The organism is Rhodococcus sp. AD45-ID (assembly GCF_003023755.1).
Classification (GTDB): Bacteria; Actinomycetota; Actinomycetes; order Mycobacteriales; family Mycobacteriaceae; genus Rhodococcus_F; species Rhodococcus_F globerula.
On the sequence record NZ_PYHL01000003.1, the window covers coordinates 297,418 to 323,650 of the forward strand.

22 protein-coding genes and 2 pseudogenes are annotated in these 26,233 nt (G+C 61.0%); 15 read left to right on the forward strand and 9 right to left on the reverse strand.

What is annotated here, in order from left to right; all coding sequences use genetic code 11:
• Window positions 1–23 precede the first annotated feature (23 nt).
• Entirely contained in the window at window positions 24–710 is a 687-nt protein-coding gene (locus tag C7T36_RS25460; RefSeq protein ID WP_045068603.1) for a TetR/AcrR family transcriptional regulator, read from the forward strand.
• An 8-nt stretch (window positions 711–718) separates the two neighbouring features.
• Here C7T36_RS25460 and C7T36_RS25465 read toward each other — a convergent pair whose 3' ends face one another.
• Window positions 719–1,903 (reverse strand): metallophosphoesterase, encoded by a 1,185-nt coding sequence (locus C7T36_RS25465; protein ID WP_045068605.1) that lies wholly within the window; start codon window positions 1,901–1,903, stop codon window positions 719–721.
• A gap of 123 nt (window positions 1,904–2,026) precedes the next feature.
• Between C7T36_RS25465 and C7T36_RS25470 the strand changes: the two genes are divergently transcribed.
• Window positions 2,027–2,644, forward strand: a complete 618-nt coding sequence (locus tag C7T36_RS25470) for a GyrI-like domain-containing protein (protein WP_045068608.1) — start codon at window positions 2,027–2,029, stop codon at window positions 2,642–2,644.
• On the opposite strand, the gene C7T36_RS25475 is transcribed toward C7T36_RS25470, so the two are convergent.
• The 3 genes from C7T36_RS25475 to C7T36_RS25485 form a co-directional block, all read right to left on the reverse strand.
• Complete coding sequence (locus C7T36_RS25475) at window positions 2,623–3,519, reverse strand: oxygenase MpaB family protein (RefSeq protein WP_045069665.1); 897 nt, start codon at window positions 3,517–3,519, stop codon at window positions 2,623–2,625. The genes C7T36_RS25470 and C7T36_RS25475 overlap by 22 nt on opposite strands.
• A gap of 113 nt (window positions 3,520–3,632) precedes the next feature.
• The gene (locus C7T36_RS25480; protein ID WP_033232374.1) at window positions 3,633–4,022 is read right to left on the reverse strand and encodes an RNA-binding S4 domain-containing protein; all 390 of its coding nucleotides are present in this window, start codon (window positions 4,020–4,022) and stop codon (window positions 3,633–3,635) included.
• A 37-nt stretch (window positions 4,023–4,059) separates the two neighbouring features.
• Entirely contained in the window at window positions 4,060–5,655 is a 1,596-nt protein-coding gene (locus C7T36_RS25485) for an MFS transporter (RefSeq protein WP_052683574.1), read from the reverse strand.
• 109 nt (window positions 5,656–5,764) lie between these two features.
• Between C7T36_RS25485 and C7T36_RS25490 the strand changes: the two genes are divergently transcribed.
• Complete coding sequence (locus C7T36_RS25490) at window positions 5,765–6,214, forward strand: MarR family winged helix-turn-helix transcriptional regulator (protein ID WP_033232373.1); 450 nt, start codon at window positions 5,765–5,767, stop codon at window positions 6,212–6,214.
• Between the two features lie 69 nt (window positions 6,215–6,283).
• On the opposite strand, the gene C7T36_RS25495 is transcribed toward C7T36_RS25490, so the two are convergent.
• The 4 genes from C7T36_RS25495 to C7T36_RS25510 all read right to left on the reverse strand — a co-directional run bounded on the left by C7T36_RS25495 (window position 6,284) and on the right by C7T36_RS25510 (window position 9,906).
• Window positions 6,284–7,132 carry a 3-hydroxybutyryl-CoA dehydrogenase gene (locus tag C7T36_RS25495; protein WP_045068611.1) on the reverse strand — a complete coding sequence of 283 codons (849 nt, stop codon included), beginning with the start codon at window positions 7,130–7,132 and terminating at the stop codon, window positions 6,284–6,286.
• A gap of 86 nt (window positions 7,133–7,218) precedes the next feature.
• Complete coding sequence (locus C7T36_RS25500; RefSeq protein WP_045068613.1) at window positions 7,219–8,376, reverse strand: acyl-CoA dehydrogenase; 1,158 nt, start codon at window positions 8,374–8,376, stop codon at window positions 7,219–7,221.
• 149 nt (window positions 8,377–8,525) lie between these two features.
• On the reverse strand, window positions 8,526–9,218 hold the full coding sequence (locus C7T36_RS25505; protein ID WP_045068616.1) for a TetR family transcriptional regulator: 693 nt from the start codon (window positions 9,216–9,218) through the stop codon (window positions 8,526–8,528).
• 67 nt (window positions 9,219–9,285) lie between these two features.
• Window positions 9,286–9,906 carry a TetR/AcrR family transcriptional regulator gene (locus C7T36_RS25510; protein ID WP_033232369.1) on the reverse strand — a complete coding sequence of 207 codons (621 nt, stop codon included), beginning with the start codon at window positions 9,904–9,906 and terminating at the stop codon, window positions 9,286–9,288.
• Between the two features lie 90 nt (window positions 9,907–9,996).
• Between C7T36_RS25510 and C7T36_RS25515 the strand changes: the two genes are divergently transcribed.
• Complete coding sequence (locus C7T36_RS25515; RefSeq protein ID WP_084702909.1) at window positions 9,997–11,364, forward strand: cytochrome P450; 1,368 nt, start codon at window positions 9,997–9,999, stop codon at window positions 11,362–11,364.
• A 15-nt stretch (window positions 11,365–11,379) separates the two neighbouring features.
• On the opposite strand, the gene C7T36_RS25520 is transcribed toward C7T36_RS25515, so the two are convergent.
• On the reverse strand, window positions 11,380–12,984 hold the full coding sequence (locus C7T36_RS25520; RefSeq protein WP_045069670.1) for an acyl--CoA ligase family protein: 1,605 nt from the start codon (window positions 12,982–12,984) through the stop codon (window positions 11,380–11,382).
• 157 nt (window positions 12,985–13,141) lie between these two features.
• Between C7T36_RS25520 and C7T36_RS25525 the strand changes: the two genes are divergently transcribed.
• The 11 genes and pseudogenes from C7T36_RS25525 to C7T36_RS25575 all read left to right on the forward strand — a co-directional run bounded on the left by C7T36_RS25525 (window position 13,142) and on the right by C7T36_RS25575 (window position 26,228).
• Window positions 13,142–13,993: a LuxR C-terminal-related transcriptional regulator gene (locus C7T36_RS25525; RefSeq protein WP_045069672.1), complete on the forward strand. Its 852-nt coding sequence runs from the start codon at window positions 13,142–13,144 to the stop codon at window positions 13,991–13,993.
• Between the two features lie 32 nt (window positions 13,994–14,025).
• Window positions 14,026–14,574 carry a GNAT family N-acetyltransferase gene (locus C7T36_RS25530; RefSeq protein ID WP_045068622.1) on the forward strand — a complete coding sequence of 183 codons (549 nt, stop codon included), beginning with the start codon at window positions 14,026–14,028 and terminating at the stop codon, window positions 14,572–14,574.
• 181 nt (window positions 14,575–14,755) lie between these two features.
• The gene (locus C7T36_RS25535) at window positions 14,756–16,183 is read left to right on the forward strand and encodes an amidase (RefSeq protein WP_033232366.1); all 1,428 of its coding nucleotides are present in this window, start codon (window positions 14,756–14,758) and stop codon (window positions 16,181–16,183) included.
• A gap of 259 nt (window positions 16,184–16,442) precedes the next feature.
• Window positions 16,443–18,077 (forward strand): annotated as a pseudogene (locus C7T36_RS25540) (class I adenylate-forming enzyme family protein); the annotation flags it as partial.
• A gap of 141 nt (window positions 18,078–18,218) precedes the next feature.
• Window positions 18,219–19,613: pseudogene (locus C7T36_RS25545) on the forward strand (acyl-CoA carboxylase subunit beta); the annotation flags it as partial.
• 11 nt (window positions 19,614–19,624) lie between these two features.
• Window positions 19,625–20,620, forward strand: coding sequence for a nitronate monooxygenase family protein (locus tag C7T36_RS25550; protein WP_045069680.1), 996 nt, complete (start codon window positions 19,625–19,627; stop codon window positions 20,618–20,620).
• A 196-nt stretch (window positions 20,621–20,816) separates the two neighbouring features.
• A complete protein-coding gene (locus tag C7T36_RS25555) occupies window positions 20,817–22,397 on the forward strand; it encodes an ABC transporter substrate-binding protein (RefSeq protein WP_045068624.1) in 1,581 nt (526 codons plus the stop codon).
• A gap of 133 nt (window positions 22,398–22,530) precedes the next feature.
• Entirely contained in the window at window positions 22,531–23,472 is a 942-nt protein-coding gene (locus C7T36_RS25560) for an ABC transporter permease (protein ID WP_033232363.1), read from the forward strand.
• Entirely contained in the window at window positions 23,469–24,359 is an 891-nt protein-coding gene (locus C7T36_RS25565; protein ID WP_080711646.1) for an ABC transporter permease, read from the forward strand. Before C7T36_RS25560 ends, C7T36_RS25565 begins: the two co-directional genes overlap by 4 nt.
• On the forward strand, window positions 24,343–25,392 hold the full coding sequence (locus C7T36_RS25570; protein ID WP_045068627.1) for an ABC transporter ATP-binding protein: 1,050 nt from the start codon (window positions 24,343–24,345) through the stop codon (window positions 25,390–25,392). Before C7T36_RS25565 ends, C7T36_RS25570 begins: the two co-directional genes overlap by 17 nt.
• On the forward strand, window positions 25,389–26,228 hold the full coding sequence (locus C7T36_RS25575; protein ID WP_051730357.1) for an ATP-binding cassette domain-containing protein: 840 nt from the start codon (window positions 25,389–25,391) through the stop codon (window positions 26,226–26,228). The genes C7T36_RS25570 and C7T36_RS25575 overlap by 4 nt, the downstream gene beginning before the upstream one ends.
• Window positions 26,229–26,233 lie beyond the last annotated feature (5 nt).

The window sequence follows — 26,233 nt, forward strand, 5'->3', positions numbered from 1 at the left end:
TGGTGGTCTGATATTCTGGCCGGATGGTGGCGACTCACGGATTTCAGCGCGCGCGCAAACCGGAGCAGATCGAGGCTCGGCGATGCGCCATTCTCGACACCGCCCGCGCTCTACTCGGATCCAGGTCCGTTGCAGACATCAGTTTGCGTGAACTCAGTGAAACCGTCGGACTGGCAAAGTCGAATGTGCTGCGGTACTTCGACAGTCGTGAGGCCATCTTCCTGGAAGTCCTGGACGAGAACTGGGTGGCATGGCTCGACGAGCTGGAATCGTCGGTGATCCCGACCGACGACAGCTCGCCGTTTGCCGCCGAGATCCATCTGGCGTCGACCATCGCGGAATCGCTTGTCCCTCAGCGTTTGCTGTGCGAACTGCTGAGCGTGATGGGGAGTGTTCTGGAGAAGAACATTTCGGAGGACTTTGCCCGCGACTTCAAGAAACGTGCAGCGGTCAACACGACTCGGCTTGCATCACTTGTGCATTCGCAATTGCCTGATCTTGCAGATGAGGACGCGGCACATTTTGCCAAGGCAACTCTGGTGATCGTCGCAGGAATGTGGCCATACGCTGAACCGGCAAAGTCTATGGCTGTTGTTCTGGGTGAGATGCACGCACCACCCGCCGCGGAAATGTTTGCCACGGGGCTCCGGGAAGGTCTGGTCAATCAACTCGTCGGGTTGTCGGCACGGGCGGCAACCCGAACGAGCTGACTGACATCTCAGGAGCTGTGCAAGGTCAGTACGGTGATCTCGCTCGGCGCGAAGACTCGGAACGGTGGGCCCCAGAATCCTGTGCCACGGCTCGTGTACAGCTGGGTGCGTTCGCCGTGACGGGTGAGTCCGGACACTGACGGTTGATCGAGTTTGACCAGGAAGTTGAAGGGCCAGATCTGACCGCCATGGGTGTGTCCGGCCAGCTGTAGATCAACTCCGGCAGAAGCGGATTGGGGAACCTGCTTCGGTTGATGGGCGAGCATCAGGATGGGCAGTTCAGGATCGGCTCCTGTCAATGCGTCCTCGAAGTTCGCCCCGTGCCCTTCCAGTCGCGACCCCAATGCGGTGGCGTCGTCGACGCCGGCGATCACCAGGCTGTCGCCGCCTTTGGTGACAACGATGTGGCGGTTGTGGAGCGAGTCCCAGCCGATCGACGTCATGTAGTCGAGCCACTCCTGTGCCTCGTGGAAGTACTCGTGATTGCCGGTCACGTAGACGCGGGCAAGCCTGGCATCCACCGAAGCGAGCGGAGACGTTTGGTTGCGTCGCTGCTCGACTGTTCCGTCGGCGATGTCTCCGACATGGGCCACGATGTCCGCGTCGAGTTCGTTGACGGCGGCAACAACCCGAGACGACCACTTCGCCCGGTTGATCGGACCGAAATGGGTGTCGGTGATTGCGACGACACGAAGCTTGTCCATGCCGGCGCCGAGGCGCGGAATCGTGACGTCCACGTGCTTGATCCGTGGCAATCGCATCGCTTCGCGATAACCCCAGATCAGTAGAGCTGCCGAGATGATCAGTGCCGCAACGGCAACAACGCGTGCGCGAAGTGGGTTCTCCACCCCGCCGACGAGTAGGCCGAGCCGCAAGACCTCGCCGAGCAATGTCCAGACGAACACGACCCAGATGATTCCGAGGAGCGCATCGCCGACCAGTCGAAGTCGATCACGATCGGTGTGTCCGTTGCTCAGCACCATGCTGGCGGGCAGGGCGATCAGGAGGGCAGCAAACACGACGGTGCCGATAATCGTCACGGCGCCCGGCCAGTCCGGTCGAATGACCAAGCTCCACCAGGGATAGGCGAACAGCAATGCCAAGATCGAGGCGACGATCGCGCTGATGGCGACGATCCTCAGTGGCTTGCGGCGCTGGACGTGGGCAACTTCGGTCGCCGGTGGTGTAGTCACCCCGTCCAGAGTAAAGGTCCAGTGGTCTATTAACAAGGGGACGGCGGTCCGCTATTTGGACGTCGGTACCTTCGGATAGGTTGCGAGGCGTTGGAACTCGACCCGAGACCAGGTGGGTGGCACATGGAAAAGTTCGACGTCAAAAAGGCATACAAGGAACTGTATGCACCGAGTCGGCGCGATTTTTCGCTGGTGACCGTGCCGCGTTTCAGTTACTTTGCCGTCGATGGCCACGGTGATCCCAATACCGCCACCGAGTACTCCGAGGCGCTCGAAGCGCTCTATGCAGTGTCCTATGCCACCAAATTTGCGAGCAAGAAGGAACTGGACCGGGACTATGTGGTGGGACCGCTCGAAGGATTGTGGCGGGCCGACGACCCCGAGGCGTTCGTAACGTGCGACAAAGCGTCGTGGGACTGGACGATGATGATCTCGCAACCGGAGTGGATCACGTCAGCCGAACTCACTGCCTCGATTACCGCAGTCGGTGCAAAGAAGAACCTCGCAGCTCTCGACAAGGTGCGGTTCCTCGAACTGGAGGAGGGCCTGTCTGTGCAGATCCTCCACATCGGGTCGTACGACGACGAAGCTCCGACCTTGGATCGCCTGCACCACACCTTCATTCCGGCGAACAATCTGAGTTTCAACGGTGATCATCACGAGATCTACCTCAGTGATGCACGCCGGACGCAGCCCGAGAAGCTCAAGACGGTTCTGCGTCAGCCTGTTTCGAGGCCGTGATTGCGGATCCCGGCATACGCGCGTGGTGCATATCGTGCGCGAAGTGGCAGAAGATGCCAGAAACGATCCGACAACGTCAGAAAGCGCGCGAACCAGACGTATATGCGCTCATCTCGCGCAGTCCATTCCCATTCGAGGGTCTGACGTGCCTTGTCGGGCATCAGTGCCTTGCAGATCCAGTTCGAGGCAGCAACCGTCGGGCGCGAGATGAGCGTCCACGCCCAACGTGGCACCTTGGGTGGTGGGGCGATTCGGTGTTCGGCGACGCGTGTCGACCACTTGGTGGTGTGGGTATTGATCAACTGATTGTCGAGCATGTCTTCCCAGTATGCGTGAAAGCTCGCGTAGTTGTCGAAAGCCGGCCGATCAGTGAGACCGTAACAGCGCCACCACGTTACGGCTTCGCGGACGAGTTGATCCTTCTGTTCTTCGGTGAATTTCTTGTACGCAAACCGCTCGTTGAAATCGAGGATTACCTCGAAGAACGTAACGTGGGTCCACCAGAAAGTGTCCGGAGCCAGTGCGTGATACCGTCGGCCGGTTTCGTCGGTTCCCTTGAGTTCGGTGTGAAAGTTGCGGACGAGCGTTCCGGTGCCGTGATCGTTCCGGTCGTACACAACTCCGTAAATGGGGGGGAGCGAGCGGAACAGCCGATCGAGAGGATCGGTGAAGAAGTTCGAATGATCTTGCAGCGCACCGCTGACCGCTGGATGCATATTCTGAAGGGTTCCAGCGCGTGCGAGGTACAGCAAGCCGCGAATGTCGCCGAAGTGCAACCACGTCAGGGAGCCGGGTCCGATGGGAGCAGTTCGAAGTGTTCGCGGCTCGGGATTGCTGACCGACTTCTCGGAAACCGTATCTGCATCGTTGGTCATTCCGGTGACCTCTGTCTCTCGCGCGGACATGACAACGCATGTTGTCATGTTTCGACTTTCGCGTCACCGGGCAGAAATGTCAATGGTTATGCGGAGATTGACGCCATCGAAGTTCAGAGATCGATGCCCCGTAGTTTCTCGAGATCGCGTCGTTCACGTTTGGTGGGGCGGCCCGCTCCGCGATCGCGCATCGGTATCGACGCCAGCAATTCCGGGGGTGGGGGCGGCGGTGAAATGTCCTTCAAGCAATCGTCGACCAGCACTGCGCCAACTCGTTTGGTGATGGGCTTGACCACGACCACGATGCGTTCGACGCCCGAAACGCGTACCCGAACCTCGTCGCCGGCTTTCACTTGCTGAGCAGCTTTTGCCGAAGTTCCGTTCACCCGCACATGGCCGGATCGGCACGACGCCGCAGCCTGGGACCGGGTCTTGAAGAGGCGGACAGCCCACGTCCAACTGTCCACGCGGACACTGATCGCGTCGGGAGGTAGTTGGGCCATGGCCACGACGATACCGGCCGTGTGAGTGGTGATGCGACTACGGAACCTTGAGGGTAGTGGAGGCGCCCGCCGGCTCGTCTTGCTCGATGTCCGCTAGTTGCTCGATACCGGTCTTGGTGCCGAGAACGGCATTCGGGAGGAAGATGACGCAGATCAGGGCAATGACGGCAAACGGAATCGAAATGAGGAATACCTCCCCGACTCCCTGCCCGTATGCCGATTCGACGATGTCGCGTACCGGATCTGACAACGTGTCGATGTTCGGGAGTGCCCCCTCCGTCAGTCCGCTTGCCGATCTCGCGATACCGGATTCTTGTAGCCCGTTCTCGATTTCGGTATCGACTCGCGCAGAGAGGGCTGCTCCGAGCATCGTCACACCAAGGACGCCGCCCAAGCTGCGGAAGAATGCGGCGGCCGAGCTGGCCGCGCCGATCTCGCGCACGTCCGTGGCATTTTGTACAACAAGGACAAGGTTCTGCAGCAGCATGCCGAGGGCGAGACCGACGAGCGGTAAAGCAAGAAAGAGCACGACGATATTGGTGTCGACTCGCAAGGTCGAGAGCAGGATGCTGGCCACGGTAAGTAGAGATGCTCCCGTGATCAGCCATGGTTTCCAGTGCCCGGTGCGCGAGATGAGCCCACCCACGACAGTGGATGCGATGAGGTTGCCTGCGACCTGGGGGAGCGTGATCAGGCCAGCTCCGGTGGCCGATGCGCCGCGGCTGAGTTGCATGTACTGGCTGATGAAGATGGCGACGCTGTAGAGGACTATCCCGACGCACACGCTGGCCACGATCGACAGCGTGAAGGTTTTTCCGCGGAACATATGCAGGGGGAGTACGGGGTACTTCACCTTGCTCTCGACAACCAGCGTCACGGCAATCAGCACCGCGGTGCCGATGCCCATGCACCAGGACACTGCGGAGTTCCACTCGAATATCTTGCCGCCGAGCGAGAGCCAGATGAGGAGTGTCGAGATCGCGGCAGTGAGAAGGACCGATCCGATGTAGTCGATCCGTCCGGTGCCCTTTCGTCTCGGCAGGATGAGCTTCAACTGGATGACGATCATCGCGACTACCGCAAAGGGGATGACGATGTAGAAGTTCCAACGCCAGCCGATGGTATCGGTGACGAGGCCGCCCACGAGGGGTCCGCCGGCGGTGCCTGCCACGACGACGGCCCCGAGGACGCCCATGTACTTGCCGCGTTCGCGAGGGCTGATGATGTCCGAGATAGCGATCTGAGAGAGGGTGATCAGCCCGCCGGTTCCGATTCCCTGAACCAGCCGCGCTGCGATCATCAGTGTGGGTTCACTCGCGAAACCGGCCGCAAGTGAGCCGACCATGAAGATCAGGAGCGCGATGTGCAGGAGAAGTCGACGGCTGAAGAGGTCGGCCAGCTTGCCCCAGATCGGTGTGCAGACGGTGACTGCGAGCAGTGATCCGGTGACGACCCAGGTAAGGGTCGTCTGATCGCCATGGAGATCGGTGACGATGCGCGGGAGGGACGTGTTGATCACCGACGTCGACAACACGGCGACAAGCATTCCGATGAGGATTCCGCCGAATGCTTCGTTCACTTGGCGTCGAGACATTGTCGGCGCTGGTCCGCTTTCGCCGGTCGATTCCGTCATGGGGTTCCTCGCCTAGCCGTCAAAGTATGTGACCGAAGTCAATCACATTTAGTTGATTTCAGCAACTATATTGCGGAACGGGTGACGTGGAAGGTCCTATGCTGACCAGGTGAGGTCGACAAAACCTGAAGCTGATATTCACGCGATTCAATGGGCGATCCGGCGACTGGTGCAAGGTTCCCGGAAGACGCTGATCGCCGACGCGGGTGCGGCTGTACCGGAGATGACTCCCGCTGCTTTTGTCATCATGACGCGCGTCGTCGACATGTTTCCGGTGTCTCCCGCGGCCGTCATCGCGGTTACAGGTTTGGATCGAAGTGTCGTGAGTCGAAATCTGACTGCTCTTACCAAGCAGGGCTACGTGGTGTCCGAATCCGATCCGGATGACGGCCGGGTCTCGCTGTTCTCTCCGACGCCGGACGCTGCGGCAAAGTTCGGTGAGGCGAGCAGGGTGAATCGTGATCGGATCGCCGCCGCGATCGGCGATTGGTCTCCAGAGGATGTGTCGACGTTCGTCACATTGTTGGAGAGATTCAACAAGTCTGCCTACGAGAGCTGAAGGATACAGAAAGACTTTCGGCCCCACACCTTCGAAAAAGTATGGGGCCGAATGCAAATGCCGAACAGGTTACGCGTAGTCGTAGAAGCCGCGACCGGTCTTCTTGCCGAGGCGGCCGGCGTCGACCATGCGGCGCAGCAGTGCCGGGGGAGCGTAGTGCGGCTCGGCGAACTCTGCGTACAGCGACTCTGCCGCTGCGAGAGCAACATCGAGGCCGACGGTGTCGAGGAGCGTCAGCGGGCCCATCGGGTAACCGCAGCCGCCCTTCATTGCCTCGTCGATGTCTTCGGCGGTGGCGTAACCGGAATCGAGCATCCGGATTGCCTGGCACAGGTACGGGATGAGCAGTGCGTTGACGATGAAGCCCGAACGGTCGCCCGCCCGAACTGTCTTCTTGCGCAACGTGTTCTTCGCGTAGTCGGTGACCGCGAGGACAGTCTCTTCGGACGTGGTCAGGCTGACCACGATCTCGACGAGCGGCATGACCGGCACGGGGTTGAAGAAGTGAACGCCGACAACCTGGCCGGGGCGCGAGGTGGCCTTGGCGATCTTGATGACGGGGATCGACGACGTGTTGGTCGCCAGGATGCCGGCCGGCTTCACGATCTTGTCGAGCTTGCTGAAGATCTCGTACTTGAGGGCTTCGATCTCGGGAGCAGCCTCGATCACCAGATCGCGATCGGCGAACTCTTCCATGTCCAGGGTGACGCGGACGCGAGCGATGGCGGCGTCTGCTTCTTCCTGGGTGATCTTGCCCTTGGCTACGCCGCGGTTGATCGACTTGGCGATCCGCTCGCGTGCGGAAGCGGCAAATTCTTCCTTGGTTTCGAGCACCAGTACCGAGCTACCGGCTTTTGCACATACCTCGGCAATGCCGGCACCCATGGTGCCGCCGCCGATTACGCCTACAAGTTCCACAATTCTCCTCAAAATTAGGGGCAAGCCCCTGTGCGCCGTTCCGGTAGTCAGAACTACCAGAAAGGCGCACAGGGGCGCGAAGTGCCTTACTTCAACAGCGCACGCGACATCACGACGCGCTGGATCTGATTCGTGCCTTCGTAGATCTGCGTGATCTTGGCGTCGCGCATCATGCGCTCGACGGGGAAGTCGGTGGTGTAACCGGCGCCGCCGAACAGCTGAACGGCGTCGGTGGTGACCTCCATGGCAACGTCGGATGCAAAGCACTTGGCTGCAGCGGAGATGAAGCCGAGGTTCTTCTCACCGCGCTCTGCGCGAGCAGCGGAGGTGTAAACCATCAGACGTGCGGCTTCGACCTTCATTGCCATGTCGGCGAGCATGAACTGCACAGCCTGGAAGTCGCTGATGGACTTGCCGAACTGCTTGCGATCCTTGGTGTAAGCCAATGCCGCGTCGAGGGCGCCCTGAGCAAGGCCGACGGCCTGTGCACCGATGGTGGGACGCGTGTGGTCGAGGGTTTCGAGTGCCGTCTTGAAGCCGGTGCCCGGTGCGCCGATGATGCGGTCGCCGGGGATGCGGCAGTTCTCGAAGTACAGCTCAGCAGTGGGGGAGCCCTTGATGCCGAGCTTCTTTTCCTTCGGTCCGACGACAAAGCCCTCGTCGTCCTTGTGGACCATGAAGGAGGAGATGCCGTTTGCACCCTTGTCCGGATCGGTGACAGCCATGACGGTGTACCAGGTGGACTTGCCGCCGTTGGTGATCCAGCACTTGGAGCCGTTGAGGATCCAGTCGTCGCCGTCGGCCTTTGCGCGGGTGCGCATGGCGGCTGCGTCGGATCCGGCTTCGCGCTCGGACAGTGCGTACGACGCCATTCCGCCGTTCACGAGGTCCGGGAGAACCTTGGCCTTGAGCTCTTCGGAGCCCTTGAGGATCAGGCCCATGGTGCCGAGCTTGTTGACGGCGGGGATAAGTGAGGAGGAGCCGCAGACGCGGGCAACTTCTTCGATGACGATGCAGGTGGCAACGGAATCGGCGCCCTGGCCGTCGTAGGCCTCCGGGACGTGGATGGCGTTGAAGCCCGACGCGTTGAGCGCGGTGAGTGCTTCCTCGGGGAACCGGGCGTTCTCGTCGACGTCCTTGGCGTGCGGCGCGATTTCCTTCTCGGAGAGTCCGCGGATAGCGGCCCGCAGTTCGTCGTGCTCTTCGTTCAGAGAGAAGAGATTGAAGTCTGGGTTTCCGGCCATGGGAGCACTCCTTGATGGAAGGTGGATCGAACGGCGCCAACAGAACCAGCATGGCTCGTCGGCGGACTGGTGCCAATGACGTCAGTCAAACACGGCACTCAGTGCCAGGTCAAGGAAACGGAGTGTGACGTTGTGGTGCACGATGCGTGTCAGCCGAGTTGTTCGTGAATTTTCCTGCTGATCTCGTCGGCCGAAGTGCCCGGCGGAAATGCTACTACCAGCACAGACTTCTCTTCAGGGGTGCTGGTCTTGGAACCAGGGGCCACGCCGTACGTACGACGCACATTCAGCAGCGCTAGGCGTAGTGCATCGGCCGTTGCGTCGGAATCGCCCTTGATCATGCTGCGCAAGAGATAGTTGTGGCACGCGGTGACAGCGGCCGCGAATCCGACAACCTCTAGCACCGGTTCGCGGGGGACAGCGCTCCGCAGATAGTCGACAAAAAGTCGCTCGTACCGGAACCCGGTGACCAGTTCGCGGTCGCGGAGAGCGGGAACATGCTGCACGACGCGATATCGCCGCATCGACAGATCGCGGTTCTGCTGGAAGAAGTCGAAGACCAGTCCGGCAGCTTCGCAGACTGATGCCCACGGGTCCGCGGATTCGGTGGACAGGAACTGCGCGACATGCGTGAGAAGCGATTCGTGATCGGCAAAGATCACGTCTTCCTTGGAACGGAACTGCCGAAAGAACGTGCGACGCGATACCCCGGCAGCAATGGCAATCTGCTCGACGGTGGTGGCTTCGTAGCCGTTCTCCGAGAACAACCGGATCGCTTGAGATGCGACGTGCACCCGAAACTGCGCGGGGTCAGTTCCGGGTATGTCTGCGCGTTCACTCATGGGGACAAGTATTGCGCCTGACGCTAGTTACCCGGTGTGATGGGGCAGTAACCGGATCGGCTGTCTCTCAACGGTGTGCGGTGGACGTGAATTGGTATGTTGCCGCCTCGACGATCTCCTTGGGCGTAATGGAGATCTCCTCGTTCAACCACGCGGTGACCAGTTCGGCAAGGCCGCCCACGAACAGCAGTCCGTTGATCTGACCTTGATGTGGCGGCCACGCTCGGTCGCCGTACATTCGCGTGGCTTCGTCCGCGACCATTTGCGCGAAGCCGTGCAGTACCGCGCGCCGGTGTGCGCGGAGGGGTTCGTATGCAGCGGATTCGATCATTGCCACACGCCCCTTGCGGGGATCGTCGGTGAGGAGGGTGACAAACGACGCGATCGCATTTCGTACGCGTTGCTCGAGCGTCCCGGTGCTCGCTCGAAGCGCGGCCAGGCCCGCGTCGCGGACCTCGTCGGCGATTTTGTCCAATACCTTCTGCAGCAGTTCGTCTCTGCTGGTGAAGCTTTCGTAAAAGTATCGCTCCGTCAACTTGGCCTGGGCGCAAATTGCGGTCATCGTGGCGCCGCGATTACCTGCGGCAGCAAATACTTCCAGCCCTGCCTCTAGCAAGCTTTCCCGCCGCAGCGCTGCCCGCTGATCGCCGCTCAGGCCGGCATATCGACGCGGCATCGGAGGAGTCATAGGTCGATATTGACAGACGCAGCAGGTGTGACGCAGACTACATACATCTGACAGGATGCAATGTCAGATAGAACGGGAGTAGAGGTCATAGTGTCCAAGATCCTGGCTCGCCCACCCGCACACTCGCAGTTGCACCCGGTTTCGGGCCGCTCAGGGCTGCCCTTCGTCGGGCACGCACTCGAGTACATCCGTGATCCGCTCGCCTTGATGCAAGAGAACTGGGATCGTTACGGCGAGGTCTCCTGGTTTTCGATGGTCGGTCGGCGTTGGATCGCTGTTCTCGGACCTGACGCGTGCCAAGAAGTGCTGCAGAACAAAGATCGAGCATTCGTCAACAGTGACGGCTGGTCGGTCCTTATCGGCCCCTTCTTTCACGGTGGGCTTATGCTTCTCGATTCGGACGAACATCTACGACATCGTCGAATCATGCAGCAGGCGTTCACCCGATCACGACTCGAGAAGACTGTCGACGTTCTCAACCCGGCGATCGACTCGGCGCTCGACGCATGGACGCCCACTGACGGATTTCGTGCCTATGCGGCACTGAAAACGCTCACCCTCGATCTCGCCACCGACATCTTCATGGGCGGGGTGGAAGGAAGTAGCGAAAGCGAAATATCGGCGGTGAAAAAGGCTTTCGTCGATTGCGTTCAGGCGGCAACCTCGTTGGTCCGCTATCCCGTACCCGGGACTCGATGGAAGCGTGGGCTGGACGGCCGCCGAGTCCTGGAAGCTTTCTTTCGTCGATACCTACCGGCGCGTCGAAATCGCGAAACCGACGACTTGTTCTCCGTGCTGTGTCACATCGAATCCGAAGCGGGACAACGCTTCAGTGATGACGAGGTGATCGACCATATGATTTTCCTCCTGATGGCCGCGCACGACACCTCCACGATCACCATCTCCACGATGATGCAATACCTGGGCCAACACCCACAGTGGCAGGACAGGTGCCGGGCGGAGTCGCTCGCGTTGGGGACGTCGACGCCGAGTTATGCAGATCTCGACGGACTGGCCAGCCTTGATCTGGTCATGAAGGAATGTCTCCGAATCGTCTCTCCGGTACCGGTTATGGCGCGCCGAGCGATCCGCGATACCCAAGTGCAGGGGCACTTCGTGCCTGCGGGAACGTATACCGCGGTTGCTCCTCATTTCACCCACCACATGTCGCAGTACTGGCCTGATCCCGAGCGTTTCGATCCCGACCGCTTCGCGGAGCATCGACGCGAAGACAAGGTGCATCGATTCGCGTGGGAGCCCTTCGGCGGTGGTGTGCACAAATGCCTCGGAATGCATTTCGCCGGTGCCGAGATCAAAGCAATCGTGCATCACCTACTCCTACGCTTCGACTGGCACGTCGACGCCGACTATGTCGCCCCACTCAACTTCACATCCCTGCCGTTCCCGTCCGACGGACAACCTGTCGATCTACGTCGGCGTTCCACTCCGGTGCCCTGAGCCCCTACGGCCGAGTTAGTTCGACGCCCGAAGCTCGAACTTGAGAACCTTGCCGGTCGGGGTGCGGGGAAGGTCGAGTGGGAAGACGATGTCGCGGGGTACCTTGTACCCGGCCAGCAAGGTGCGGGTGTGTTCGATGATGTCTTCCGCGGATGCCTGTAATCCCTTGCCCAGCACCACGAATGCCTTCGGGCGCTCGCCCCACTTCTCGTCCGGAACGCCGACGACGGCCACGTCGATCACGGCGGGGTGGCTCATGATCGCCTGCTCCACCTCGACGGTAGAGATGTTCTCGCCACCGGAGATGATGATGTCCTTCGCGCGGTCCTTGAGCTGAATGTATCCGTCGGGATGCATGACGCCGAGGTCTCCTGAATGGAACCACCCGCCGGCAAAGGCTTCCGCGGTTGCGGCCTCGTCACGGTAGTACCCGAGCATGACGTTGTTGCCGCGGAGCACGATCTCGCCCATGGTCTGACCGTCGGCGGGAACGTCGTTCATGTCGGGGTCGACGACCCGTGCATTTTCCGCCTGGACCATGCCAACGCCCTGCCGGGAAAGCAGCGCGGCGCGTTCGGACTGTGGCTTCTCGTCCCAGGCTTCCTGGTATTCGCAGATCGTGTACGGCCCGTACACCTCGGTGAGGCCGTACACGTGGACGACGGTCACACCGATGTCCTCGAGCTTGCCGATGATCGTCGGCGACGGGGGAGCACCTGCGGTGGTGATGCGAAGGGCGTCGACCTTGTGGGCCTGATCCGCGTCGGCGATGGTGGAGCAGACAGTTGGTGCGCCGCACAGGTGGGTCACGCCCAAGTTGTCGATCGCATCCCAGATCGAATCGGCGCGGACGGCGCGCAGGCAGATGTGGGTGCCGGCGGCCTGGGTAACTGCCCACGGTGTGCACCAACCGTTGCAGTGGAACATCGGCAGTGTCCACAGGTACTTGGTGGAGCCGGTGAACCCGTTGTGGAAGGTTTCACCGAGGGAGTTCAGGTACGCGCCGCGGTGGGAGTACATGACGCCCTTGGGTTTTCCGGTGGTACCCGACGTGTAGTTGATGGCGATGCACTGTTGCTCGTCGTCGACCCCCCAGTGCAGTGGCTGATCGGCGATCGCTTCACCTTCTGCCAACAGATCGGCGTACTGCCCGGTGACGATTCCGGTGGGAACCTCCGGGTACGGGACGGTGGAGTCCGGGATCTCGATGATCTCGCGCAGGCTCTGCACGTTTGTTTTCGACGACGCGACGGAACCGACGAACTCGGAGTCTACGAACAGGATCGTGGTTCCCGAGTGATCAAGGATGTACTCGAGTTCAGGTCCGGCGAGGCGCGAGTTGAGGGCGATCAGGATTCCGCCGGCCAGAGGCACGGCAAAATGCGCAAACAGCATTTCGGGAATGTTCGGCGCCAGGTAAGCGATGCGATCGCCGGGCTGGATACGGTCCCGCAAAACACGTGCCAGAGCGGCTACCTCGTCGCCGAACTCGCGGTAGGTGTACGTCCGATCGCCGTGAATGACGGCGGTGCGATCTGGGAACACCGACGCACTGCGTTCGAGAAAGCGCAGTGGGCTGAGCGGGGTGTTGTTGGCTGTGAGTGCGGTGGGTGCAGACACGGGTTCCTCCGAGGTTCGCGTGGTCGGACGTTGCAGCTCACCCGTCACGGTGAATGTGATCGGCGCTACAAACGCTCGTGTTGGACGATATTGGGCCAGCCCACCAGCCGCTACCCTACGAAGTGGGTATCCGCGTTTTCCCCGACCAGGAGTGCACGTGAACAGGGTTTTAAGGCCGAGCGACGACGACGCGTTGCGGGCGGCGCTGCGCCGGCTGCAGCCGCAGACGGAACTGCCGGTCCTGTTCGGTGGGGGAGTGAGCGGCAACTCCTTGACCATCACCAGCTACGTCGGGACGCACAGCACTCTGCTGCGCAACCTCGAGATCAACGCGGCATGCGGACTCGGTGGGCGGGCTATCGCCGAGCAGCGCACAGCTGTGGTGCAGGACTACGCCAATTCGTCTCAGATCACCCACGACTACGACTACGAGGTCGGCACCGAGCGAATCGAATCGTTGATGGCGGTTCCCGTGGTCGTTCGAGGGAAAACCCGCGGCGCGCTCTATGGCGGACTGCGCGCCAACCTGCCGATCGGAGATGTTGTTGCAGACAAGATGATGCGTGCGTCGTACTCGTTGGCACGCGAAATCGAGATCCGCGACGAGGTTGATCGTCGTGTCGCGATGATCGACACTGCTGCGGTGGAACAGGTTTCGAGCCGCGAGGCAAAAATATCGGAGACGTTGACGGAAAGTTTCCTCGCGTTGGGTGAGATCGCGGCAGGTCTGCAGGACGAGAAACTCAGTGCGCAGGTTCACGCCGTCGAGGCAAAACTTCGGGCCTTGACGGCGCCTGCAGAGATCGCGAGTGCGATAGTGCTGTCGCCGCGTGAAACGGACGTGATGAGGTACGTCGCGTTGGGGCTGCGCAACGCCGAAATCGCGGAGCGCCTGTCCTTGAGCGTCGAAACCGTCAAGACGTACATGCGCAATCTCATGGCCAAACTCGATGTGCGAAGTCGCCATGAGGCGGTTGTCGAAGCTCGTCGTCACGGTCTGATTCTGTGATCACGCACAAATAGAGGTGCAAAGATACCGGCATGGGTCGTCGCATCATTCTGAATACCGAACGACTGACGTTGACGACTTGGCTCCCGTCCGACTTCGAGGACCTCGCTGCGCTACACGCTGATGCCCTGACCATGTGGTTCATCGGGTACGGACGACCAGACACTCGGGATGAGGCGCAGTCGCGGCTGGACGGGTATCTCGATGAACAGAGAACTCGGGGTTGGACCAAGTGGCGCGTGGAGAACCGCGCCGGCGAAATGATCGGCCGGGCAGGATTCGGTGAGTTCGGCTCGAGTCGTGAACTGGCGTATGCCTTTCGGCGGGATCAGTGGGGACGCGGATTTGCCACTGAGGTTGCCTCGGCGTTGGTGGACTGGCACTTCGAATATCCGGCGTTCGACCTGTCGTCGCGTGGTCTGTGCGCGCATGTAGAGGCCGGACATCGAGCGAGTATGCGGGTGCTCGAGAAGGTTGGCTTCGATTTTGTGGACATGCGCGAGTACAAGGGTGTTACCTGTGCGTTCTTTCAGTTTCCCGTCGTAGCGCTGCCCGGGCCGGCCGGGAAATCCGACGCGTAGCCGATCTGGGACGTGAAAGTTATTTTCGGCCTTCACGAACCCTTACCGGCGATGGCCTGCTTGATTGCGATCCGCCATCGCGCTTGTCCCGGTAAGTGGAATCCTCGAGACCCGCCGCCGTTGTGGTTGATATGACGGACCTCACAATCGCACAAGCGGCACACGAGTGATGAGGGCATCGATGCAGGATTTGTTCGACAACAGTGACATGACGGGCCTGGCCGGGGCGATTCGCAAGGGGGACGTATCCGCCAAGGAGGTCCTGGAGTTCAGCCTTGACCGGCTCGACGAGCGGAACCCGGCCGTCAATGCAGTGATCAGCGAGCGCCGCGACGAAGCTCGGAACGAGGTCGCTGCCGGTCTTCCCGAAGGCCCACTGCAGGGTGTGCCGTTCGTGATCAAGGACCTCGGACTTGATGTCGCGGGTCTGCCGAGTACCAACGGATCTCGTTTGTTCGCCGATGCTGTGGCGCAGGAGGATTCGGCGCTCGTCGAGCGATACCGTCGTGCCGGGCTGGTGATTGTCGGTAAGACGAACACTCCGGAGTTCGGCAAGAATGCGAGTACCGAACCTGCACTGTTCGGCCCTACCCGCAACCCTTACGCCCTCGATCGCTCACCCGGTGGGTCGTCGGGAGGCACGGCTGTAGCTGTTGCAGTGGGAATCGTGCCCGCGGGCCATGCCAGTGACGGCGGCGGCTCGATCCGCATCCCGGCGTCTGCGTGCGGCCTGGTTGGTCTCAAGCCGAGCCGTGGTCGTACCCCGACGGCGCCGGCACGAACTCTGTTTGCGTCGCCGATGGGTGTTCACCACGCGCTTACTCGCAGTGTGCGCGACACCGCTCTGCTCCTCGATCTTTCCGCTGGACCCACTGTGGGCGATCCGTACGTGATCCTGGCGCCGAAGCGGCCGTACGTCGAGGAAGTGGGCGCGGATCCCGGACGCTTGCGGATTGCTCTGAGCAACGCGCTACCGGACGGCACGCCGGTGGACCCGGAGTGTGCGGCCGTCACCTCGAGCGTCGCCGGTCTGCTCGAAGAACTCGGCCACCATGTTTCCGAAGGCGCCCCGGACTTTCCGCTCGATGCACTGACTTCCGGGCTTTCCGTGTTGATGGGCATACCGATGACCATCGAGGTCGATGCACGACTCGAGGCCGTGAACCGCGCAATCCGCGACGACGACCTCGAACCGATGGCTCGGATGATCTACGACCGCGCGAAGTCCGAAACCGCGACCAACGTAGTCAAGGCGCTGCAGGAACTCGAGCGAGCAGCGCAGGTGATCGGTGCGTTCTTCGTCGATCACGACCTGTTGCTGACCCCGACGATGGCTCGCCCGGCCGCTCCGCTTGGTCTCCTCGATACGGCAAATCCCATGTCGATCTGGGAGCACTCGGCCGGATACAGCGGATTGACCAGTCCGTTCAACAGTTCCGGTCAGCCGGCGATTTCCTTGCCGATGGGTCATGACTCGGCCGGTGTGCCCATCGGCGTCCAGTTGGTTGCCGCCTTCGGGCGCGAAGATGTGCTGATTCAGGTTGCGTCGCAACTCGAAACGGCACGCCCGTGGTCCATCGCTCCGGTGTGGCCGCCGATCCAGGGATAACAGTGCGACAGTAGCGGTCCGGCGGTGGTTTCATGCCCGCTGCCGGGCCGCTTTGTCGTGTGTGGAGGCGTTCGACAAGCCCGCGGAAATTCAAAAAGTATTTCTAATCGAAATATCGCATATCGAACGACTTTTCTGCGTAGTATCCACAATGAGCGGTGGTGAGTAGTTGCGTCGGTGTGGAGCGAACAGGCTCCGATCCACACCGACGGGGCCGCCCAGCGCGATCGAACTGCGTTGTCACAGAAATGGATCAAGGATGGTCGTTCAACCGGACATGGCATATCGGCGCTCTCTGGCCGTGGCAGAACTGACAGGCCCGGGGCAGTTGTTCGAGGTGGCTGAAGAACCCGTGCGCGGGCACGTCATGCCGGTGTTCAAGAATCGCACGCATACGCTCCGTGAGCTTCTGGCCGCGTCGGTCGAGCACGGCGACACCGAGTATCTGGTGTGCGACGAACTGCGGATTACCTTCACCGATCACTTCGCTCGTGTGGCATCACTGGCAGAGGAGTTGCGAAGCGCGTATTCGATCGGCAAGGGCGACCGCGTCGCGATACTGTCTGCGAACAATGCTCAGTGGATCATCACCTTCTGGGCAGCGACGTCCCTCGGGGCGATAGTGGTCGGGATGAACTCGATGTGGTCGGCTCCCGAGATCGACTACGGCATGAGGCACTCCACTCCGAAACTTGTTGTCGCCGATGCAAAACGACGAGAACTGCTCGGTGAGGTCGACGTGCCGGTGCTGTCCACCGAAGTCGACGTACCTCGCTTGTCCACGCTGCATGCCGATGCAGCACTGTCGACCTGCGCGATCAACGAGGATGACCCCGCCGTCATCCTGTACACGAGCGGCACAACCGGGCGGCCGAAAGGTGCGACGCACTCGCACCGGAACGTCATCACGGCAAACGACTTTCATCGATTCAACGATGCCTTGGCAACGCATTTCGGAAGCCCACCCGCGAACCGCCGGTTTCTCCTGTCGAATCCACTGTTCCACATCGCGTCACTGCACAACCTTGCCGTGCCACGGTTGTCGATCGGGGACACGGCAGTCATCTACAGCGGGCGATTCGAGATCGAACGTGTGCTCCGGTTGATCGAGCGCGAGCAGGTCACCAACTGGGGTGCTGTGCCGACCATGGCGAATCGCCTTGTTTCACATGGTGATCTGTCACGATACGATCTGTCCTCGCTCAAGACGATGTCACTGGGATCGGCGCCGTCGTCAACCGCTCTGAAGGAGAAGGTTCGCGAACTGCTGCCGGTGGCGGGGCGTTCGTTGGGGACGACGTACGGGCTCACCGAGTCGTCGACAGGAGCCACCTTGGCGACAGCCGCCGATCTGGAGGAGTACCCGGATTCCGTGGGCCGCCCCGTCGTCACGATGAGCGTCGAGATCCGGGACGACAACGGTCATCGGCTCCCGGACGGTTACGAGGGTGAGATCTGCCTACGCGGACCGCACGTGATGGTGGGCTACTGGAACAACGATGCCGCGACGGCCGCCGCGCTCGACGATGAAGGATGGCTGCGTACAGGCGATTTGGGATTCATGTCCGACGGTCACCTCCGCGTCAGCAGTCGTAGATCGGACTTGATTCTGCGTGGTGGGGAGAACGTCTATCCCGTCGAAGTCGAGAACGTCCTGAGTGAGCACCCGTCGGTGCAGGAATGCGCGGTGATCGGAATTCCCCACGCGGACTACGGCGAAGAAGTGGCCGCAATTGTTGTGGTCGAGGAGCCGGGATCCGTCTCGGAGGCAGAGTTGCTCGGGTACGTGCGGGAGCGTCTCGCCAAGTACAAGGTGCCTTCCCGATGGCGACTGACCACAGAACCGTTGCCGCGCAATGCAACCGGAAAGGTCGTGCGTAAACAACTCGACGTTGACGGCGAACCGGCGATAGTCTCGGAGAATCGTCATGCGTGGACTTCGCTGCTGACGGCACTCGACGAGCGTCGTCGGGCTGCACAGGAGATGGGTGGCCCCGACAAGCTACTGCGGTACCGGCGGTTCGGGCGCGTTGATGCGCGCGAACGAGTAGCGAAGTTCCTGGACGAGGATACATTTCAGGAAATCGGCGTACTGGCCGGCGACGCGTCGATCCCGTCCGACGCCTTCGTTGCGGGGTCCGGACTTGTCGACGGCCGTCCGGTGCTGGTCGGTTCGGAGGATTTCACGGTTGCCGGCGGATCCATCGGAACGGCAGCGGCCACAAAACGCGCCCGCATCGCAGAACTTGCCAAGCACGAGCGGACTCCACTGGTGATGATGCTCGAAGGCGCCGGGCACAGGGCAACCAACGCACTGCACCCACACCGGCCGGCGCCCAACGATCTGCAGGCAATGGCCGAGCTTGCCGGATTGGTCCCGACGGTTTCGATTGTGTGTGGACCCTCGGCTGGGCACGGAGCTCTTGCCGCACCGATGTCGGATTTTGTCATCATGGTCAAAGACCACGGCGCGATGTTCACAGCCGGCCCACCGCTGGTGGAGGCGTCGCTCGCCGAGAAGGTGACAAAGGAAGACCTCGGCGGTAGCGCCGTGCACGCTGAGATGAGCGGAATCGCCGACAATGTTGCGGCGGACGTAGACTCGGCGCTCGAGTTGACGCGCAAATACCTGTCCTATTTCCCGTCGAACGCGTGGAGTCGCGCGCCACTGGCGGATCCTGACACTTCGGTTGCGGCGCCGCGCTCCCTCGATTCTCTTCTCGACGTAGTTCCGCCGAATCCTCGTATCCCGTACGACATGCACGATGTGTTGTCCGTGATGGTGGACGAGGGCACCCTGTTCGAGCTGCAACCGCAGCACGGTTCTTCTGTCATCACGGTACTGGCAAGGATGGGTGGCCGGGTTGTCGCCGTTGTCGCCAATCAGCCACTGGTGCTTGCCGGTGCGTTGGATGTGGCCGCGGCGGAAAAGGCCTGCCGGTTCATCGAGATGACCGGCGCTTTCCATATCCCGTTGATCTTCCTGGCCGACAACCCGGGCGTTCTTGCGGGAAGTAAGTCCGAACGGGACGGCATACTGCGGGCGAGTGCTCGGATGTTTGCGGCGCAGCATCGGTCCACCGTGCCGAAAATGCATGTGACAGTGCGCAAGGCCTTCGGATTCGGGGGCTCGGTCATGGGTCAGAATGCTTTCGACAATCAAACCGTGTCGTTGTCGTTTCCGGGAGGGATGCTGGGAGGTATTCCGGCTGCCGTGGGTGGGAGCACCTCGAAGGCGGACGGGCGGACACAGCGTGCATTGATCGAGAACGAGGCTGCAGGTCCGTGGCGTCTGGCAAGTTCGGTGACGTACGACGACGTCATCGATCCACGCGAACTACGCAACGCGCTGCTCGGTGCGCTGAGGCTGTCGAGTGGGCGAGATGCGGAGCCGGTTGCCCCGGTGGTGCACACCGGATACCTGCCCTAGTGAAATCCGACGTGCCACCGGGCTTTCGGACCAGATTCGGCGCTCGACTGCGGATTCCGCTGATCGCCGCACCCATGCTGAGAGTGAGCGGGCCGGACCTCGTGTCGGCAGCCTGCGCGGCGGGCGTCGTCGGCGCCTTTCCGACGGCAAACGCGCGCACGGCAGAGGAACTCGATTCGTGGCTGGCGACATTCGATCGTGCCAATGAGGAGAGCGGCGGAGAACTGGCACCGTACTGCCCCAATCTGATCATGAGAGCGCCGCGACTGGCAGACGACGTTGCGTGCTTGGTTCGCCGCCGAGTGGAAATGGTCATCGCGAGCGTAGGCTCACCGGCCCCGATCATCGGACCGCTCCACGATATCGGCGCTGCGGTCTTTGCCGACGTCGGCACGCTTCGTCATGCCGAAAAGGCAGTTGAAGCCGGTGCGGACGGACTCGTGCTGCTCTCGGCCGGAGCGGGTGGGCAGACGGGGTGGATGAACCCGTTTGCCTTCATCCGTGGTGTCCGTGAGTTCTTCGACGGCACAGTCATTCTCGCAGGTGGAATCTCCGACGGGCAGGCGTTGTGGGCTGCCGAGGTGGCAGGCTTCGACGCGGCGTACATGGGCACGCGTTTCATCGCGAGCGACGAGAGTTCGGCGTCGGCGCCGTACAAGGACATGCTGGTCGAGAGCACGATGGACGACGTGGTGCTGACCAACGCTTTCACCGGACTGCGGACGAACATGCTTGCTCCGTCCATCAGAGCGCAGGGGCTTGATCCCGACACACTGAACGAGCAGATCTCCGTGAAAGAATCGGCCGAGCTGTTCGGACCGGGGTCATCAGAACCGGGGCCGAGAAGGTGGACCGACGTCTGGAGTGCGGGCCATTCGGTGTCGGGGGTGAAACGACGCAGCCCCCTTTCGGAAGTAGTTCGCGAAACAGTCGCAGAGTACGAGGACGCCCGAGCGAGAACACGTTCGGTGCTGGAGCAACGACGAGCAGCGAACGCAGACTCCTGAGCAGACGTTTTTCGATAGTCACCTTCCCAGTGATCGGGACAAGGATGGATAACTCCTGTGCAGGTTGCCATTGTCAAAACTAGTTCCGAAAAAACGTATACCTAATAGACATATCCGGGTTAGTCTGCCTGTGAGCCGAAGAGACCGTGTGCGTGGGGTTTCTCGCCGACTTTGATCTATCTCGAGAGGGAATTCGATGAGCGGAAAATGGAACGGCAAAGGCAAAATTGCCGCAGTGTCGCTGGTGGCTGCCTTGGCCGTCGCGGGATGCGGCGGGGGCGGCGGCACCAGCACTGCAGGCGGCTCCACTGCATCGGCCGCGGATATCGACCGAGCGGCCGTACTTCGCGTCACCGCGTCTGCGCCGACCCGAAACCTCGATCCGTACCTCCAGACCAGCTACGGCGGTTGGGGATATCTGACTCCGATGTTCGATCGCTTGACCATGGTGGACAAGGACGGAAATCTTGTTCCGGGACTTGCGGAGTCGTGGGAGTTTTCCTCTGACGGTGGCTATCTCGAGCTGAAATTACGAGACGACGTTTCGTTCCACGACGGCACCAAGTTCGACGCCGCCGCCCTCGCCGCAAACGTCCAGCGTGGAAAGACGATGGCAGGCAGCACGGTTGTCGCCGCGCTCGACGACATTACGTCCGTTGATGTTGTCGACCCGACTACTGCCCGGCTGAACCTGACCAAGGGTTCCGGTGTGGAGCTACCCGGGCTGTTCAGCACCAATGTCGGCATGATGGTCAGCCCCAAGACCATAGAAGCCGGCACGGACATCCGAAATGATCCGGGCCAGAGCGGATCCGGACCGTACACCGTCACCAACTACGTACCCGAGGAATCTCTCGAGGTTACTCGTGCACAGGGCGACTACTGGGATCCAGCGGCCGGACTGCTCGGTGGAATCAGCTTCAAGACCATGCCGGACGCGACAACGCGTTTGAACGGAATGCAGACCGCCGCCACCGATATCAGCTGGGTGAGCTCGGCCAACGAGATCGTTCAGGCGCAGTCGCTCGCGGACCGCAACGTGCTGGGTATCGACAAGGTGAAGTTCCGCAATGTGCTTGGTGTCTTCATGCGAGCACGTGACGACCTCGCGAAACCCGAAGTGCGTCAGGCTGTTGCACACGCCATCGATCCCGAGGCCATCAGCGCGCTCTTCTCGGGAACCTGCACCCCGTACCGTCAGATGTATCCGGAATCGAGCTGGGCGGCCGACCCGTCGTACCAGTACCCGTATACCTTCGACGTGGACAAGGCCAAGAGCCTGGTCTCCAGTGCCGGTGGAGCTAAGATCACACTGACCTTCGGTGCCGGAACAAATACGGAAAAGCCTGCCAACGTTATCCAGTCCTCCCTGGCAGCAGCAGGATTCGAGGCGGAGCTCAATCCCGTTCCGAATACCCAGAACGAGCCCGGCTACATCGCCGGCACCTTCCAGTCGATGGTGTCGAACAGCTTCAGCCCCAAGGTAGACCCCGCTGAGACCGTCAATACCTTTGTCGTGGGTCCCTACGACTTCGGTAACGGCAATCCCGAGATCGCCGCACTGGCAACAAAGGCTGCCAACCCGACGTTGTCGCAGGATGAGCGGGCCGGGCTGTACCACGAGATCTGGTCGAAGACACTGGCCGAGGCCATGTTCGTCCCGATCTGCAATCAGACGAACGCGACGATCTTCAGTGACAAGGTAGTCAACGCCGACAACATCCCGTGGGTTGACACCGGAATCTTCGATCTGCGCTACGTCGGAATGACCAAGTAGCACTGCAGATTCAGAAATCTTGCTGATAGACCGATCTGCTTCGCAGGTGATGCGACAAAGAATTCACGCAGACGCATCACCTGCGAAGGGAACCGCCGACAAGACCGGCTGTAAGCGCCGGTGAGGGGTGCTTATGTTGCGTTACGCGGGGCGACGGCTGCTGGCGGCGGTGCCGCTGTTGTTGATTGTGCCTTTGATGATTTTTCTGTTGATCGATTTGGCGCCGGGGGATCCGGCTGCGATTCTTGCCGGTGATGATCCGACTCCGGAGCGGTTGGCCGAAATCCGGTCGACACTTCACTTGGACGACAACATCTTTCTGCGGTACGTCCGGTGGGTGGGCGGTGTTCTGCAGGGTGATCTGGGTACGTCGTTTCTGTCGAATCAGTCGGTGACGGAGCTGATTTTCCGCCGGATGGCGACGACGTTGTCGCTGGTTGTTTTTGCGATGGTGCTTGCGGTGACGATCGGGCTGATCCTGGGTGTTGTTGCCTCGCTTCGTCCCGGCGGAATTGTCGATCGTCTGGTGAATGTGGTGGCGTCGATTGCGATCGCGATTCCCGCGTTCTGGTTCGGTCTGGTGCTGGTGTCGGTATTCGCGGTGACCAATCAGATCTTCCCGGCCTTCGGGTATGCGCCACTCTCAGACGGGTTTGTGCCGTGGATTCAGCACCTCATTTTGCCGGGTACTGCGTTGGCGTTGTTGCCTGCGGCGGAGGTGACGTTGCAGCTGCGGTCGTCGCTCGGGCAGGTACTCAAGAGCGACTACATCCTCAACGCGGAGGCGAAGGGTCTCGGGCGCGGACGTGTCGTGTTCAAGCACGGACTCAAGAACGCGTGCATCCCGGTGGTCACGGTGCTCGGTTTCCGTGTCGCGGAAGTGCTGGGCGGGGCGGTGACCATCGAAATCATCTACAGCATGCCGGGGTTGGGCTCTCTGGCCGTGAACAGTGTCCAGAACCACGATATTCCGGTGTTGCTCGGGTTTGTCCTGTTCACCACCGTGGTGGTGGTGCTGGTGAACCTGCTTGTCGACATTTCCTACGGCTACTTCAACCCTAAGGTTCGCGCATGACTGATCCGAAGGTAGTGACCACATCCGAGACGGCGGAGCGGCCTGCGAGGGGCCAAGGCTTGAAGGCTGTTCTGCGTAAGCCGGTGACGATGGTCGCGGGTATTTTCATCCTGCTTCTGGTGATCATGGCGGTGTTCGCTCCGATTCTGGCGCCGCACGATCCGTACGTGCAGGACCTGGTCAACCGATTGCAGCCGCCGAGTGCAAATCATCTGCTCGGCACCGATGATTACGGCCGAGATGTGTTGAGCCGGTTGATCTACGGTGCGCGGATTTCGTTGACGGCGTCGTTGCAGGCGGTGAGTGTGGCGCTGATCCTGGGACTTCCACTCGGTGTCATCGCCGGTTATCGCGGCGGCTGGGTCGATTCGCTGATCACCCGGGTGATGGATGCGTTGATGTCGGCTCCGTCACTTGTGCTGGCGATCACGATCGTCGCGGTACTCGGTTCGGGAATCACCAACGCGATGCTCGCCATCGGTTTGGTCATGGCGCCCAGGTTTTTCCGGGTTGCGCGGGCGTCGACGATGGATGTGCGGCACGAGACATACATCGAGGCTGCAATCGCGTTGGGCTGTCGTCCGGGCAGAACCATTATCAGGCATATCCTTCCGAACGTGATGCCGCCGGTGGTGCTGGTCATCTCCGTCTCTCTCGGTGCTGCGGTTGCGGCGGAAGCGAGCCTGAGTTTCCTCGGTCTCGGGGCGAAGGCTCCGGCGGCGAGTTGGGGTTCGATGCTCAGCACCGCGGCGTCGAATATGCAGTTGGCGCCGTACCTGGTGTGGCCTCCCGGCGTGATGATTTTCTTGACGGTCCTGTCCTTCACCTATCTGGGCGACGGTGTTCGCCGATCTTTGCTACGGAGTCGTAATGGTGACAATGACTGATCTGATGCGTAAAGAGCAGTTCGATGCGAGCACTGAACCACTGTTGCGGGTTCGGGATCTGACCATCGAATTCCCCAGCGGCGGAGGCGGTTGGCAGACGACGGTCGAAGGTGTCTCGTTCGACGTCGGTGCCGGCGAGTCGGTGGCGTTGGTCGGTGAGTCCGGATCAGGCAAGACGGTGTCCTCGCTTGCGGTGATGGGTTTGACGCAGGCTACCGGCGGCCGGATTTCGCGGGGTTCCATCGAATTCGACGGTCGTGATCTGACGAAGGTTCCGGAGCGGGAGTGGCGCAAGCTCCGCGGTACCGGAATGGGCATGATTTTTCAGCAGCCTATTCGCAGTCTCAATCCGGCCTACACGGTCGGTGATCAGATCGCTGAATCCGTGCGCAAGCACTTGGGTTTGAGCCGCAAGGAAGCAATGGCTCGGGCGGTGGAGATGCTCGAATTGGTGCAGATTCCCCGGGCGAAGGAGCGGGTAGGCGATTATCCGCACGCGTTCAGTGGTGGCATGTGTCAGCGTGTGATGATCGCGATGGTGATGGCATGTAATCCGCGGTTGCTGATCGCGGACGAGCCGACCACTGCGCTCGATGTGACGGTGCAGGAGAAGATCCTCGATCTGTTGCGGGATTTGCAGGAGCAGACCGGTGTGGCGTTGCTGTTCGTCAGTCACGATCTTGCGGTGGTGGCGGAATTGTGTCAGCGGGTGGTGGTGATGTATGCCGGTGAGATCGCGGAAAACGCTGCGGCAGAAGAAGTGTTCTTCCGTCCCCAGCATCCGTACACGTCGGGTTTGCTGGCTTCGATTCCGCAGCCGGGACTGAATACGGATCGTCGGCTGCATGCGATCCCGGGCGGGATTCCCGCGGCGGCCGATTGGCCGACAGGATGCCGGTTCTCGCCGCGGTGCCCGCATGTGGCGCCGGGACTGTGCGATGTGGAGCATCCTGCGATGGCGCAGGTTCCGACCGGAGAGGCGCGATGCCTGCGTGTGCAGGACCTCGATCTGCAGGGAGTGAGTGTGCGATGAGTCTTCTCGAAGTGAAGAACGTGTCGAAGTCGTTTGCATCGGGCCGCGATTTTCTGGGCCGTCGCACCAAGTGGTCGCATGCGGTCAAGGACGTCAGTTTCAGTCTCGAAGCCGGTGAATGTCTTGCCGTGGTCGGGGAGTCGGGTGCTGGTAAGTCGACGGTGGGCCGGATCGCCTTGCGGTTGATCGAGCCGGATACCGGTTCGATCACGTTCGATGGCGTTGACGTGCGGGCCGCAAAACCTGCCGAGTTGCGTTCGATGCGCCGCGGTATGCAGATGATTTTCCAGGATCCGCACAGTTCTCTCAATCCGCGGATGACCGTTGTTGATGCTGTGGTGGAACCGCTGATCGTGCATACCGACATGGGTCGGGGTGAGCGTGAGAAGTTGGCGACGGCGATGTTGGACAAGGTGGGGATCGGTTCGCGTTATTTCGGCCGGTATCCGGCGGAGCTTTCCGGTGGTCAGCTTCAGCGTGTTGCTATTGCTCGGGCGTTGACGTTGAATCCGAAGATGATCGTCTGTGATGAACCTGTTGCTGCGCTGGATGTTTCGGTGCGTGCTCAGGTGCTGAACTTGTTGCGGGATCTGCAAGAGGAGTTGGGTCTTGCGTATCTGTTCGTGTGTCATGATTTGGCGTTGATCGAAGTGATCGCCGATCGTGTGCTGGTGATGGCGCGCGGTGAGGTTGTGGAAAGTGGGTCGGTGGAGGACATCTTCCGTCGCCCGCAGCAGGAGTACACCCGAACATTGCTCGACGCTATTCCGGTACCCGTTCCACGATCTGTCCGTGGGCAGGAATTCGAGGGCGTCCGAGCCGAACCTGTCAGTTGAGGAGA